11 protein-coding genes are annotated in these 14,452 nt (G+C 68.5%); 5 read left to right on the forward strand and 6 right to left on the reverse strand.

Going from position 1 to position 14,452, the window contains the following annotated elements; genetic code table 11:
* Nucleotides 1–245 precede the first annotated feature (245 nt).
* A complete protein-coding gene (locus LDQ05_RS11840) occupies nucleotides 246–1,283 on the forward strand; it encodes an MFS transporter (protein WP_226437161.1) in 1,038 nt (345 codons plus the stop codon).
* Nucleotides 1,284–1,361: 78 nt separating this feature from the next.
* Here the strand turns inward: LDQ05_RS11840 and LDQ05_RS11845 are convergent, their stop codons facing one another.
* Together LDQ05_RS11845 and LDQ05_RS11850 are read right to left on the reverse strand one after the other, a co-directional pair.
* Nucleotides 1,362–2,075 (reverse strand): HNH endonuclease family protein, encoded by a 714-nt coding sequence (locus LDQ05_RS11845; protein WP_226437162.1) that lies wholly within the window; start codon nucleotides 2,073–2,075, stop codon nucleotides 1,362–1,364.
* A gap of 2 nt (nucleotides 2,076–2,077) precedes the next feature.
* Nucleotides 2,078–3,100, reverse strand: coding sequence for a beta-ketoacyl-ACP synthase III (locus tag LDQ05_RS11850; RefSeq protein WP_226437163.1), 1,023 nt, complete (start codon nucleotides 3,098–3,100; stop codon nucleotides 2,078–2,080).
* A 179-nt stretch (nucleotides 3,101–3,279) separates the two neighbouring features.
* On the opposite strand from LDQ05_RS11850, the gene LDQ05_RS11855 reads away from it, so the two are divergent.
* Together LDQ05_RS11855 and LDQ05_RS11860 are read left to right on the forward strand one after the other, a co-directional pair.
* Complete coding sequence (locus tag LDQ05_RS11855) at nucleotides 3,280–3,888, forward strand: class I SAM-dependent methyltransferase (protein ID WP_226437164.1); 609 nt, start codon at nucleotides 3,280–3,282, stop codon at nucleotides 3,886–3,888.
* 98 nt (nucleotides 3,889–3,986) lie between these two features.
* Nucleotides 3,987–5,822 carry an acyl-CoA dehydrogenase gene (locus LDQ05_RS11860; RefSeq protein ID WP_226437165.1) on the forward strand — a complete coding sequence of 612 codons (1,836 nt, stop codon included), beginning with the start codon at nucleotides 3,987–3,989 and terminating at the stop codon, nucleotides 5,820–5,822.
* A gap of 127 nt (nucleotides 5,823–5,949) precedes the next feature.
* Here the strand turns inward: LDQ05_RS11860 and LDQ05_RS11865 are convergent, their stop codons facing one another.
* The gene (locus tag LDQ05_RS11865) at nucleotides 5,950–8,493 is read right to left on the reverse strand and encodes a VanW family protein (protein ID WP_226437166.1); all 2,544 of its coding nucleotides are present in this window, start codon (nucleotides 8,491–8,493) and stop codon (nucleotides 5,950–5,952) included.
* Between the two features lie 260 nt (nucleotides 8,494–8,753).
* On the reverse strand, nucleotides 8,754–10,067 hold the full coding sequence (locus LDQ05_RS11870) for an acetyl-CoA C-acetyltransferase (protein WP_226437167.1): 1,314 nt from the start codon (nucleotides 10,065–10,067) through the stop codon (nucleotides 8,754–8,756).
* 110 nt (nucleotides 10,068–10,177) lie between these two features.
* Between LDQ05_RS11870 and LDQ05_RS11875 the strand changes: the two genes are divergently transcribed.
* Nucleotides 10,178–11,524: a 3-oxoacyl-ACP reductase gene (locus LDQ05_RS11875; RefSeq protein WP_226437168.1), complete on the forward strand. Its 1,347-nt coding sequence runs from the start codon at nucleotides 10,178–10,180 to the stop codon at nucleotides 11,522–11,524.
* The gene (locus LDQ05_RS11880; RefSeq protein ID WP_226437169.1) at nucleotides 11,524–12,381 is read left to right on the forward strand and encodes a MaoC/PaaZ C-terminal domain-containing protein; all 858 of its coding nucleotides are present in this window, start codon (nucleotides 11,524–11,526) and stop codon (nucleotides 12,379–12,381) included. The genes LDQ05_RS11875 and LDQ05_RS11880 overlap by 1 nt, the downstream gene beginning before the upstream one ends.
* A gap of 73 nt (nucleotides 12,382–12,454) precedes the next feature.
* Here LDQ05_RS11880 and LDQ05_RS11885 read toward each other — a convergent pair whose 3' ends face one another.
* Complete coding sequence (locus LDQ05_RS11885) at nucleotides 12,455–13,063, reverse strand: TetR/AcrR family transcriptional regulator (RefSeq protein WP_226437170.1); 609 nt, start codon at nucleotides 13,061–13,063, stop codon at nucleotides 12,455–12,457.
* A gap of 78 nt (nucleotides 13,064–13,141) precedes the next feature.
* A complete protein-coding gene (locus tag LDQ05_RS11890) occupies nucleotides 13,142–14,332 on the reverse strand; it encodes a glycoside hydrolase family 3 N-terminal domain-containing protein (protein WP_226437171.1) in 1,191 nt (396 codons plus the stop codon).
* Nucleotides 14,333–14,452: the final 120 nt, after the last annotated feature.

The raw sequence follows: 14,452 nt of genomic DNA on the forward strand, positions 1-14,452 counted from the left end.
CCCGGGCCACGCCGCGCCCACCCGACGCCCCGCCTTCCGCACCGCGTCGGCTCTCGAAGTCCCCATTCTCGGGCACACCCGCACAGATCCCCCCTCGCTCCAGGTTCCCCCGAAAGGCCTGACCATGGATTCTGTTGTACCGGGCGGCAACGCCGCCCCCACCACCGACGACCCGACCCCCGACGCGGGCGGCGGCTGGACACCGCGCCTCGTCGTCTCGTTCGCGTCGATGGCATTTCTCCTGCATGGGCCTGATCGCCGTTCCCGCACCGTTCCTCACCGGGTGGCTGCTCGACAACTTCGGGTTCCGCAGCATCTTCTGGTTCTTCGTCGTCGTGCTGACACTGCTGGTCGCCGTGATCCGCTTCACCACCTCCGAGTCGCCGGTGCGGCTGCGTTCACGCATCGACCTGATCGGCGCACTGCTGCTGAGCCTCGGCCTCGGCGGCCTGCTCGTCGGCATCAGCTTCGGCCCCATGTGGGGGTGGACGGCACCCGCCACCCTCGGCTACCTGCTCGGCGGAATCGCGTTCCTCGTCGCGTGGTACGCGTCGGCACTGAAGATCCGTGAGCCGCTCATCGACCCGGTCATCCTCGAGATGCGGCCGGTCGCGATGACGTCGATCAGCTCGGGCATGTGCTACGGAGCCCTCGCAGCGTTCTCCATCCTGCTGCCCACGATGACGATGACCCCGTCCGAGCTCGGGCTCGGCTACGGGTTCGGGGTCAGCGCCACCGGCTACGCCCTGTTCCAGACCCCGCAGGGGATCGCCACCCTCCTCGGCGGTGTCGTCGTCGGTGCGCTCGCCACCCGGATGAGCCCGAAGAAGCTGATGGTCGCCGGGATGTCCCTGATGACGATCGCGCTGCTGATGTTCGCCGTGACGCACGACTCGAAGATCCTCGTCGTCCTGCTCGCCGTCCTGGTCGGTATCGGTGGCGGTATGGGATACGCGGCAACTCCCAATCTGCTCATCGCCTCCGTGCGGCCCGAGTTGCAGGCGACGACGGGCGCGATCGCGTCGACGGCCGGCAACGTGGTACCCGCCATCGTCCCGATCGTGGTGTTCGCCGCCCTGAACTCGCACGTCGCGATGTCTGTGGACGGCGCCATGCTGTACTCGTCGACGGGAATCGCGCTCGGCTTCGCGATCACCGCGGTCGTCGCCGTGATCGGTGTGATCGCAGCGCTGGCGATCCCGAACACGATCCGCCAGCAGGGACTTCCGACGCACGAGGACGACTCCGTCGCCGAGGACGCCGTCCGTGTGACTGCGCACTGACCTCCCGTCGCGGAAACCACAATCCGCGACCGGGCCCGGTCGCCGCCGCATCCGTTGCGGCGGCAACCGGGCACGTCGTCAGCAGCGGGCGAGCACCGACGCCATCGCGTCGCGCTCGTCCGGGGTGATCCACAGTTCGTAGATCGTCTTGATCTCGATCTGACGCATCACGTACTGGCAGTGGAAGCCGGAGTTCGGCGGGAGCCACTCCGCAGCGTCGCTGTCGCCCTTCGACATGTTGGTCGGGCCGTCGACGGCGAGCAGGTTGCGCGGATCGTTCGCGAGATTGCGGCGCTGCTGGTCGTCGAGGTCCTGCGCCCCCGTCCGCCATGCCCCGGACAGCGACACGATGTGGTCGATCTGCACCTTCGAGGACGTGTCGGCACCGCGCCGGAAGAAGATCTCGCTACCCGTGTACGGGTCGCGGAGGGTTCCGGTGCGGACGGTGCAGTCCTTGGTCGCGGGTTCGAGCGAGATGTCGACGAGATCGCGTTTGAGGATGTCGTTGCGGGTGTCGCAGCCGTTGCGGCCGAGCGCGACGGTGACGTTGTCGGTCCACGACGGGCCGAACAGGTCACGGTCGTAACCGGCCTGCGCGGCTGCCGGTCGGACGGGCAACGCCTCGAGCGCCCGGAACGCATCCGACGACGACACTCCGCCGCCGGGCGCCGTGGCCGCACCCGACTCGTCGGAGTCGTCCGGTTCGAGGAGGACGACCACCACCGACACCACGACGAACGCGGCGACCCACAGCCACTTCGGAATCGGTGACTTCTTCTGTGCGGCACTCACGGCTACTGCGCGAGCGGCGGCATCTTCACGACCTGACCGGCATACGAGAGGCCGGCACCGAACGCGAGCAGCAACGCGGTGGCACCCGGCTCGACCTGGCCGGTGCGCAGCATCTTCTCCATGGCCAGCGGAATGGACGCGGCCGACGTGTTGCCGGTCTCGATGATGTCGTCGGCGACGGCGACGGTGTCGGGCAGTTCGAGTTGCTTGACGATGACGTCGTTGATGCGCAGGTTGGCCTGGTGGGGCACGAACGCGTCGAGGTCGGCGAGTTCGACACCGGCCTTCTCCGCGATCCGGCGCGCGTACTTGCTCATCTCGAACGCGGCCCAGCGGAACACCGCGGTGCCTTCCATGATGATCCAGGGGCGCTTCTGCTCGGGGTTCTGCGCGAAGTCGACCCAGTCGGGTTCCTGGCGGATGGTCTTGCCCTGGGAGCCGTCGGAACCCCAGACGGTGGGGCCGATGCCGACCTCGTCGGAGACACCGACGACGACGGCACCGGCGCCGTCACCGAAGATGAAACGCACCGTGCGGTCGGTGGGTTCGGTGGCGTCGCTCATCCGCTCGACTCCGACGACGAGGACGTGCTCGGCGGTGCCGGTGCGGACGAGGTCGGACGCGACACCGACGGAATAGCAGAAGCCGGCGCAACCCGCCTGGATGTCGAGGGCGGACGCGCCGCCGGTCCCGACGGCGTCGGCGACGAGCGCCGCGGAATGCGGGGTCTGCCAGCCGTAGGTGGAGGTCGCGACGATGACCGTGTCGATCTGGGCGGCGTTCACGCCGGCGGCGTCGAGTGCCTTCACAGCAGCGGAGGTGGCCATCTCGACGATGGACTCCTCGGGGTGCGCCTTCGCGAAGCGTCGTTCCTTGATCCCGGAGCGCGACTGGATCCACTCGTCACTCGAGTCGATCAGCCGACAGATCTCTTCGTTGGTCACCACGCGCTCGGGACGGTGCACACCGAGTCCGAGCAGCGCGCTGTTCCGCAACGTTACGGGAACGGCGATCTGGGCACCCATCAGGCGAACTCCTCTACCTCGTGCACCGTCGGTCGGCGCACTACATCTCGACACGGTATCGCGGGTCACGATCGTGCCCCACACCGCCCGACGATAACGTGTTCCACTGCGGGCACCGTGTTCGGCCGACCGTGCTGCACGACACCGCGCCGGCGTGTCGCGAGGACTACCGTGCGGCCATGGATGCTCACGAGTGGGACGAGAAGTACCGGTCGTCGGACCTGGTCTGGGGCGCACCACCGAATCCGGTGGTCGTGGAGTTCACGGCGGCACTGCCGCCGGGACGAGCACTGGACCTGGGCTGCGGCGAGGGTCGACACGCACTGTGGCTGGCGATCCGCGCGTGGGAGGTGGACGCCGTGGACTTCTCCGAGGTGGCACTGGACAAGGCGCGCCGGATCGCGGCGCAGGCACCGCGTGCGTCGCGCGATCGGGTGCACTACCGCTGTGCGGACGTGACGACGGTCTCGAGTGATCGCCACTATGATCTCGTGCTCTCCGCATTCCTGCACTTTCCTGCGCCACAGCGTCGAAAGCTGATCGACAATGCCGTCAATTCGCTGAAACCTGATGGAATCCTCATATTTCTGGGGCACGACAGCACGAATCCGGAACAGGGTGTGGGCGGGCCACAGGATCCCGAAATCCTCTACACTCCAATGGATGTCGTCGGCGAAATCGACGGACGCCTGGAAATCGTGACGGCGGAACGACGCCACCGGGAAACAGATTCCGGAACTGCCATCGACGCACTCGTGGTTGCCCGTAAAATCGGTCTTGGCAGTTAGTTGCCTTGCGAGTAACATAGAGATGTTACCGACGAGTAATAACTTGGGCGGTACTTGCAAGCGACTGGACCGCACCGCTACGGGAGACACGCACAGACATGGGCCATTACAAGAGCAACCTCCGCGACCTCGAGTTCAACCTCTTCGAGTTCCTGCAGATTCAGAAGGTCCTCGACGCCGGCAAGTTCGGCGACCTCGATGAAGAGACCGCGCGCGGCATCCTCGCCGAGGTCAAGGCCCTCGCCGAGGGTCCCGCTGCCGAAGCCTTCGCCGACACCGACCGCAACCCGCCGGTCTTCGACCCCGAGACCCACACGGTGTCGATCCCCGAGGGCTTCAAGAAGGCATTCCGCGCCTGGTGGGACGCCGGCTACTGGTCGATGGGCATCCCCGAGGACATCGGCGGCACCGACGCACCGCGCAGCCTCCTGTGGGCAGCCAACGAGATGATGCTCGGCGCCCAGCCCGCCGCCTTCATGTACGCCGCGGGCCCGGCCTTCGCGGGTGTGCTCTACGACAACGGCACCGACGAGCAGAAGAAGTGGGCCGCCACCTGCGTCGAGCGCGGCTGGGGTGCCACCATGGTCCTCACCGAGCCCGACGCCGGTTCCGACGTCGGCGCGGGCCGTACCAAGGCCGTGGCGCAGGACGACGGCAGCTGGCACATCGAGGGCGTCAAGCGGTTCATCACCTCCGCCGACTCCGACGACCTCTTCGAGAACATCTTCCACCTCGTCCTGGCACGCCCCGAGGGCGCCGGCCCGGGCACCAAGGGCCTGTCGCTGTTCTTCGTCCCCAAGTTCCACTTCGACTTCGAGAAGGACGAGCTCGGCGAGCGCAACGGCGTGTTCGTCACCAACGTCGAGCACAAGATGGGCCTGAAGGCATCCACGACCTGCGAACTCACGTTCGGTGGCCACGGTGTTCCCGCGAAGGGCTGGCTCGTCGGTGAGGTCCACAACGGCATCGCGCAGATGTTCGACGTCATCGAGCACGCCCGCATGATGGTCGGCACCAAGGCCATCGGCACGCTGTCCACCGGCTACCTCAACGCGCTCGAGTACGCCAAGGAGCGCATCCAGGGCGCGGACCTGACGCAGATGTCCGACAAGTCCGCACCGCGCGTGTCGATCATGCACCACCCCGACGTGCGCCGGTCGCTGGCGATGCAGAAGGCGTACTCCGAGGGCCTGCGCGCCGTGTACCTCTACACGGCCGCACACCAGGACGCGTCGGTCGCCGAGCAGGTGTCGGGTGCCGACGCAGGTCTCGCGCACCGCATCAACGACCTGCTGCTGCCCGTCGTCAAGGGCTGCGGCTCCGAGCGTGCCTACGAGTACCTGAAGGATTCGCTGCAGACCCTCGGCGGTTCCGGCTTCCTGCAGGACTACCCGATCGAGCAGTACATCCGCGACTCGAAGATCGACTCGCTGTACGAGGGCACCACCGCCATCCAGGCGCAGGACTTCTTCTTCCGCAAGATCGCCCGTGATCGCGGTGTCGCGCTCGCGCACGTCGCCGGTCGGATCAAGCAGTTCCTCGAGCGTGACGACGCCGACCAGCGCCTGAAGAAGGAGCGCGCGCTCCTGAACACCGCACTCGAGGACGCGCAGACCATGGTCGCGACGCTCACCCAGTTCCTGATGGGTGCGCAGGAGAACCCGACCGAGCTGTACAAGGTCGGCCTCGGCTCGGTCCGTTTCCTGGAGTCCTTCGGCGACCTGCTCATCGGCTGGCTGCTGCTCGAGCACGCCGAGATCGCGCTCGCCAAGCTCGACGCGGGCGCCGACGCCAAGGACAAGGCGTTCTACGAGGGCAAGGTGGCCGTCGCGTCGTTCTTCGCGAAGAACGTGCTGCCGGAGCTCACCGTCTCGCGGGGAATCATCGCCGGTGTCGACCTCGACATCATGGAGCTCGACGAAGCGGCGTTCTGATCCGCTGAACCTCGGGGTTCACAACCCTGATACGAGGCTCACAGCCCTGTCGGCCACCGGCAGCGCTGTGAGCCTCGTTCTTGTGCTGTGAACCCTTGTGCGGTGAACCTCTGGGGGGGGGCGCCGGTCACTCCGACTCGGCCGGGGTGGGGCTCGCCGGGGTCGACGGCTCGTCGGCGGCACCGCCGGATTCCGGCTGCTCCTCGGGCTGCTCCTCGGGCTGCTCCGCGGGCTGCTCCTCCGACTTCTCCTCGGGCTTCTGCCCGGGCTTCGGTTCCGGGCTCACACACTTGACGACGGGCACCGGGTCGTATCGCACGGTGCGGGTCTTCGCCGAAAGCTGCGCGCCTGTCTTCGCGTCCGTGATGATGCGGGTGTCGGACACGGTGAACCCTTGCGCACCGCTCGACGGGATGCACGAATCGCCGGCGGGAAGCGTGATCGTGTTCGGCGAGGTGTAGTTGGTGCGGTCACCGGTGATCGACTGGACGTCGACGGTCTTGGTCCCCCACAGCCGCACCGTGATGGCGGAGTCGGTGCCGATCGTCTCGATCAACACCCCCGTCTCGAACGGGTTGCGGAACTGCAGGTCGATCGCACCCTCGAACACCGTCGCCTCCCGGGCCGCCGGGTACCGGGAGATGTAGTAGCTGTGCTCCGTGTGGTCGACGTCCTCCATACCGGCGAAGTACGACGCGTTGTACAGCGTGGTCGCGAGCTGGCTGATGCCGCCGCCGACCGCCTTGCCGGGACGTCCCGCCTCGATGATCCCGGATTCCACGTAGCCCTGGGCGGAACCGCGCGGACCGGTGTAGCCGTTGAGGGAGAACGTCTCGCCGGGCTCGACCAGCGCACCGTTGATCTCGGACGCGGCGAGCCGGATGTTCACACCCGATGCGTATTCGAACCCACCGGTGGTGAACTCGCCGATCACCTCGCGCACCCCGAGCTTCTCGGCACCCTCGGTGGTCAGTTCGGGATCCGCCGTCTCGTATCGGGCGTCCACCGATCGGTCGTTCTCGGTCGCGAGCAGTCGAGGAAGATCGGCGAGGGTCTGCTCCCAGTCGACCACCTCACCCTTCGTTCCGGGCACCACGGTGGGAGCTCCACCCTGGATGACGATCCGCGCGTTCTCCGGCTCGACCTCGGTCTCGGCGAGTTGCGGGGCGAGCAGGCCGGTCGCCGCCTCCCTGTCGTACTGCGGTTCGAGACCGCCGGAGCCGTCGGGGACGAACGACAGGACGGCACCGATGTCCTCGGTACGCAATGTCGCGACGACGGCATCGTGCCCGTTCACGTGCAGATCCGCGGCGACCGCGGGCACCGCGATGTCGGCGAGCGCCCGGTCCAGGCCCTCACGGGTGACGGTGACCTCGACGCTCTCGACGGGCAACGAGACATCGCCGAACGCCCAGCGCTCGGCGAACACATCGGCCGCGACGGCGGTGTCGACGCTCTGCCCGGGTTGGGGAGTCACCGGAACGGGTGTGCCGTCCTCGAAGACGATGTTGCCCTCGCGCGGTTCGTGGGCTGCGCCTGCGGCGACCGATTCGATGCCCGCGACCAGCGCCGCGTCGTCACGGGTGGATACGACACCGATCTCGTCGGTCCCGAAGAACGATGCCAGGCGGGTGAACGGGTTGAGCGGTTGCGCGCCGATCCGGGCGAGGGTGCCGTTCCAGTCGATGCCGATGCCGACCTGTGACGGGACGAGTTCGCCGTCGGTGTCGCCCGCGGTGACCGCGACGGCGGTGTCGAGGCGGGGGTCGAGCTGCGCCTGCAGGGTACCGGCGACCTCGTCGAGGGGTTCCCCGCCGATGTCGATGCCCGCAACGGTCACGCCGCGCGGAACCTTCCCGGAGCTCACCGCGAGGTCGATGACGTACAGCGCGGCGAGGACCGTGAATACTCCGCCGACGATCAGCGCAAGTGTCCGTTTCGACGGGCCGGACCCGTCACCGGGAGGTCCGCCGGGCGCCGGTTCCGCGGGAACAGGCGGAACGGGCGGGGGTGGGCTCTGGGGCGGGATCGCGGAGGTCCGGTCCTGCGGATCGTCGGGGCGGCCGGCGCCGGTGTCCCCCACTGCCGCGGACGGGCCCGGTCGGCCACCGCCGGGTGCGTCGGGTGTGCCGGACAGCACCGGGATGACCGCGGTCGGGGCATCCGACAACGCGGCATCGTCACTCGGCCGGTCGACGGACGACGGTGCCTCGGACGACGGTGCGTCACCGGACGCTCGCACCACCGGCTGGGTCACGGCGGAGTCGGCTTCGTCGACGTCCGAGTCATCGGCCTCCGGACCTGCGGTGGCGCGGTCCACGGGGTCCGGTTCCGGGACGGACACCGGCGCTGCCACAGTGGGCGGCTCCTCGTCCGACCGCTCGGCCACGGAACGGGACGCGTCGGTGTGCGCTTCGTCGGTACGCGAATCGTCGGTGCGTGCTTCGTCGGGAACGGGATCCTGCGAATCGTCGGGACGTGATTCCTCCGGCTCGTCCGGGCGCAGCCCCGCATCGTCGACGTTCAGCGCCGAGAACTGTACCGTCGGCGCCGACGACGGGTCGTACTCCGGAACTTCCCGTTCCGGAACCGCTCGTTCCGGGGACGACTCGTCGCCGCGGACCGCTTCGTCCGCGTTCTCGGGGTCGTTCGTCCCGTTGTTGCCGCTCACCGGTGTCCCTTCAGGAAATGCGCGTACGCCGACGGACGCGCTACGGATGCCGGTTCCCCAGGGTAGTGCCGGTACGGGTGCACGCGCCTACCGGTGACCCGAGGGGCCGATCACACGCGGGAATCCCGGACGGAGAAGACCCCGCGCTGCTACCAGGTCGGGGGTCAGGCAGCAACGCGGGGTCGATAGGTCTATCGCCACCCCTTCCGGGGTGTTACGCCTCGGGCGAGATTTTTTCGGCGACTCCCGGATGGTGGGAATCAGGCTTCGAGGATGGCGGTGACGCCCTGGCCGCCGGCCGCGCAGATCGAGATCAGGCCGCGCACCGGCTTCCCGGTCTCCTGCTTCTTCTCGTGCAGCATCTTCGCGAGCGACGCCACGATCCTGCCGCCCGTCGCGGCGAACGGGTGACCGGCCGCGAGCGAGGATCCGTTCACGTTGAGCTTGCTGCGGTCGATGGACCCGAGCGGAGCGTCGAGCCCGAGCCGTCCCTTGCAGTACTCCTCCGATTCGAACGCCTGCAGCGTTGCCAGCACCACGGAGGCGAACGCCTCGTGGATCTCGTAGAAGTCGAAATCCTGCAGGGTCAGGCCGTTGCGCTTCAGCAGGCGCGGGATGGCGTAGGTGGGGGCCATGAGCAACCCGTCGCCGCCGTGCACGTAGTCGACGGCGGCGGTCTCCGAGTCGACCAGGTAGGCGAGCACCGGCAACTTGCGTTCGGCGGCCCACTCCTCCGTCGACAGCAGTGCCGCGGAGGCCCCGTCCGTCAGCGGGGTCGAGTTGCCGGCGGTCATGGTCGCGTCGCCGAGCTTCACACCGAACACCGGCTTCAGGGTGGAGAGCTTCTCGACGTTCGAGTCGGGGCGCAGGTTGTCGTCGCGGGTGAGTCCGAGGAACGGCGTGACCAGATCGTCGAAGAAACCGCGGTCGTAGGCCGCGGCCATGTTGCGGTGGCTCGCGACGGCCAGTTCGTCCTGGCCCTCGCGGGCGATCCCGAATTCCTTCGCGGTGATCGCGGCATGATCGCCCATCGACAGGCCGGTGCGCGGCTCACCGTTGCGGGGAATCTCGATACCCAGCATGGACGGGCGCACGTTGCCGAGCAGCTTGATGCGGTCACCGGTGCTCCTCGCGCGGTTGAGCGACAGCAGGAACTCGCGCAGTTCGTTGTTGACGCCGATGGGCGCGTCGGACGTGGTGTCGACGCCGCCGCCGATACCGGCCTCGATGCGTCCGGCGGCGATCGCATCGCCCACCGAGATGATCGACTGCAGGCCGGTACCGCACGCCTGCTGCAGGTCCCACGCGGGGGTGTACGGGCTCAGTGCGCTGCCGAGCACGCATTCGCGGATCAGGTTGAAGTCGCGGCTGTGTTTGAGGACGGCCCCGCCGACGACCGCTCCGAGCCGCTCCCCTTGCAGGTTGAAGCGACTGACGAGCCCGTCGAGGGTGGCGGTGAACATGTCCTGGTTGGAGGCGCGGGCGTACTTGCGATCCGACCGGGCGAACGGGATCCGGTTGCCCCCGAGAACGGCGACGCGACGCGGCTTCGTGGAGCGGGCTTTGGTGGTCACTGATATCTCCCGGATTCAGATGGATGCGAACTCTGGCTACTATTCTTACTCGCGGGTAAGTTAGTTGTCGACTACTCGCATCGACGACCGAATTCGAAGAAGGTGGAATCGTGGCCGACGCCAAGGGCGCTCCCAAGCTCTATGCCCAGCTCATCTCGTCCGCTCCCGGAGCATTCCTCGCCAAGCAGTTCGGCCTCCCTCAGCCGGAGAAGCTCCGTCGTTACCAGCCGGGCGAACCGGCGCTCCCCGGTCCCGTCCTCCTCGGCGGCAGCGGCCGCCTGGTCGAGCCGATCCGCGCGCTGCTGACCGACTACACGTTCGCCGACGGCGGCGACAGCCGCTTCGGCGCGCTCGTGTTCGACGCTACCGGCATCACCGACGCCGCGGGGCTCGAACAGCTCTTCACGTTCTTCCAGCCGGCGATCCGTTCGCTCGCGCCGTCGGGCCGGGTCGTCGTTCTCGGAACCACCCCCGAGGATGCCTCGTCGGTCGACGAGCGCATCGCGCAGCGCGCCCTCGAGGGATTCACCCGCAGCCTCGGCAAGGAACTGCGCCGCGGCGCCACGATCCAGCTGGTGTACGTGGCACCGACGGCGTCGACGGGCCTGTCGGGCGTCGAATCGACCCTGCGCTTCCTGCTGTCGGCCAAGTCCGCGTTCGTCGACGGTCAGGTCGTCCGCATCGGTGACGGTGACGCCACCGCACCCGATTCGTGGGACAAGCCGCTGGCCGGCAAGGTCGCCGTGGTCACCGGCGCCGCGCGCGGCATCGGCGCGACCATCGCGGAGGTCCTCGCACGCGACGGCGCGACGGTGGTCGCCGCCGACGTGCCCGCCGCCGGGGAATCGCTCTCGCAGACCGCCAACCGGGTCGGCGGAACGTCCTTCCCGCTCGACGTCACCGCCGCGGATGCCGGCGAGAAGCTGGCCGCGCACCTGCTCGAGCGTCACGGCGGCGCGGACATCATCGTCCACAACGCCGGCATCACCCGCGACAAGCTGCTCGCGAACATGGACGCCGCGAAGTGGAACGCCGTGATGGCGGTCAACCTCATCGCGCCGCAGAAGATCACCGAGGTGCTCGTCGAGAAGGGTGCACTGAAGGAGGGCGGCCGCGTCGTCGACGTGTCGTCGATCGCCGGTATCGCCGGCAACCGCGGCCAGACCAACTACGGTGCGTCGAAGGCCGGTGTCATCGGCCTGGTGCAGGGCACCGCACCGCTGCTCGCCGAGAAGGGCATCACCATCAACGCGGTCGCTCCCGGCTTCATCGAGACCGCGATGACGGCCGCGATCCCGCTCGCGACCCGTGAGGGTGGCCGTCTGATGAGTTCGCTGAGCCAGGGCGGCGAGACCGTCGACGTCGCCGAGACCGTCGCGTGGTTCGCGAATCCCGCATCGAGCGCCGTCACCGGGCAGGTCGTCCGCGTGTGCGGCCAGTCCATGCTGGGGGCCTGATGGCGGAGATCGAACTGTCCTCTCCCCCGTCGATCCTCGACGTCTACGGCCGCGCCGTCGTGTCGGCGTTGCCGGTCGTCGGGGCGTCCGGCGGCTCGCTGCCGGACGATGTGCTCACGCTGCGCGGATACCGGGTGGATGCCGACAACCTCGCCGAGTACACCAAGGTGTGCGGGCTGCGGTTCGGCGACACGCTGCCGCTCACGTACCCGTTCGTGCTCGCCTTCCCGATCGTCATGAAGTTGATGGTCTCGAAGGGGTTCCCGTTCGCCGCGATGGGTTCGGTACATGCCGAGAACACGATCGAACAGGTGCGGCCGATCTCGGTGACGGAGCCGCTGGATTTCCGGGTGCACGCCGAGAACATGCGCGAGCACCGCAAGGGCATCCTCGTCGACGTCGTCACCTCGGTGAACGTCGGCCGCGAGACCGTGTGGCGGCAGACGTCGACCTTCCTGAACCAGCAGCGCACCTCGCTGTCCGGACAGCCGAAGCCCGAACCCGAGCGGGCGGACGTCCCCCCGGTGCCCACGTCGACACTGCGGGTGGACCGCAAGACCATCGACCGGTACGCGGCCGTCTCGGGTGACCGCAACCCCATCCACGTCTCGACGCTCGGCGCCAGGGCGTTCGGCTTCCCGAAGACCATCGCGCACGGCATGTGGAGTGCCGCAGCCGCGTTGTCGGCGGTCGAGGGCAGGATCCCCGACGCGGTGACCTACTCGGTGCGGTTCGGGAAGCCGGTGCTGCTGCCGGCCACGGTGAACCTGTACGCCACACGCGAGGGCGACGGATGGGATCTCGCACTGCGCCACCCGAAGAAGCTGTATCCGCACCTGACCGCGACCCTGCGGTAGCGATCGGGGGTCGGACGGGTGTGTGCCGGGGCGCGATGGGGGCGTCCCGGCACACACCCGCCGGATCGGCCGATCAGTGCGGCTGGTCCGACCGCTTCTTTCCGGCGAGGCCGCGCCACGCGAGGTTCTCGAGCAGATCCGCGGCCCGTGTGACATCGATCTCGCCGCCCGCGACGCGGTCGGCGACGGCCTCACCCGCACCGACGAGCGCGACGGCCATGATCGCGTAATCCGCGCCCGGTTCCGGCTCCCGCGTGCTGGATTCGAGCAGTCCCGCGGTGAGTTCGATGAGCTGGTCGCGACTGTTGCGCACCTGCCCGGCGAAGACCTGCTGCCCCAGCGCCTGGCGGTACAGCACCATCCACGAGGCGCGGTGCTGGTCGACGAATCCGAGGAACGATTCGAGGGCGACGCGTAGCTGTTCGCGGGGTGCGAGCGTCGGGTCGCCGGCCGGGGTGAGTGCCTCGACGAAGCGCTGTCCTTCACGGGTGATGCAGGCGGCGAAGAGTTCGTCCTTGGACCCGTAGTACAGGTACAGCATCGGCTTCGAGATCGAGGCGCGAGCCGCGATGGCATCCATCGAAGTGTCGTGGAACCCGTTCTCGGAGAACACCTCCACTGCGGCATCGAGCATCTGCTGTTCGCGAACCGCACGCGGCAACCGCTTCGTTCCGCCTGCCATGTCTCCTCCAGGAACTACTACTCAGAACATCTCCTTACTCTACGGTAAGGAGATGGGTGGCCGGGCTCGAACACACGGTCAGCAGTTCAGCGCACCCTTGGCCCGCGCGACCGTGAGCACCGACTCGTCGACCTGCTGCTGCGGCAACTCTCCCGACGCGACGGCCGCCTCGAGATGGTCGAGCACCGCGGGCACCTCGGCGGTGGTCAGCCACAACGCCTGGTCGACCCCCGCGGCGAGCGCAGCCTGCACGGCCTCCTCGATGCCGTACTCGTCGGTGATCGCACGCATCCCCGACAGGTCGTCGGTGAAGATCACGCCGTCGAACGGCGGACCGCCGTAGCCGGTACCCGACCGCAGCAGGTCCACGGCCGCCGGGCTGACACTGGCCGGCACCCCGTCGGTCAGGCCCGGCACGTCCAGGTGACCGATCATCACCGCGACGTCCGGCGACACCAGTTCCCGGTACGGGACGAGGTCGACCTGCTGCAACTGCTCGAGCGGCGGCGACGTCACCGCACCGGTGTGCGAATCACCGGAGGCCGAACCGTGCCCCGGAAAGTGCTTGAGGACCGGGAGGATTCCCGCGTCCTGCAGTCCGCGTGCGTACGCACCGGCGTACTGCGCGACGACCTGCGGATCCGCCGAGTACGAGCGGTCGCCGATCACGTCGTCGTCGGGCCGGTCGGTGACGTCCACGTCCGGCGCGAAGTCGACGGTGATCCCGAGTTCGCGCAGCTCCTGCCCCCGCTCGAACGCCATCGCGTACGTCTCGTCGACCGTCATGGTCTGCGCGGTGACCCGCGCGGACGGGTCGGGTCCGAGCAGTTCACCGACCCGCGACACCCGGCCGCCCTCCTCGTCGATGGTCACCATCAGCGGGAGTTCGCTCTCCGCGGCGACCGCCGGGATCTGCCGCTGCGACAGCATCGCCGGGTCCGTCCAACTTCCGACGAAGATTCCGCCGATCCCCTCCGACCGCACCGCGGCCAGCGCGTCGTCCGCGCCGGTGACACCGACGTTCAGCAGCTGCGCCAGTTTCCGGCGCAGCGGCAGGGACGCGAGCAGTTCGTCGCCGCACACCGTCCCGGCGGCCTCCGACGACGTCGATGCGGGCACGGGCGGCGCGGGCGACGACTCCGCCGTCGTCGGTTCCTCGACGGACGACGTCGACGACGCCGCGTCGATCTCGGGAGTGCCGTCGGCGCCGCACGCCGTCACCGCCAGCGCCGCCGCGAGGACCACCGTGAGGGAATGTCGGATCCGCATGGATCCGACGGTAGCCGGTCGGACCCGTTCCCGACGATCCGCCCAGGCGGTATGGTGCACCCGAGCAGCGGCGAACGACGGCCCGGGTGACGCGCGGACGACGCCGTGACGGACAACGAG

The organism is Rhodococcus yananensis, assembly GCF_020515525.1.
Classification (GTDB): Bacteria; Actinomycetota; Actinomycetes; order Mycobacteriales; family Mycobacteriaceae; genus Rhodococcus; species Rhodococcus yananensis.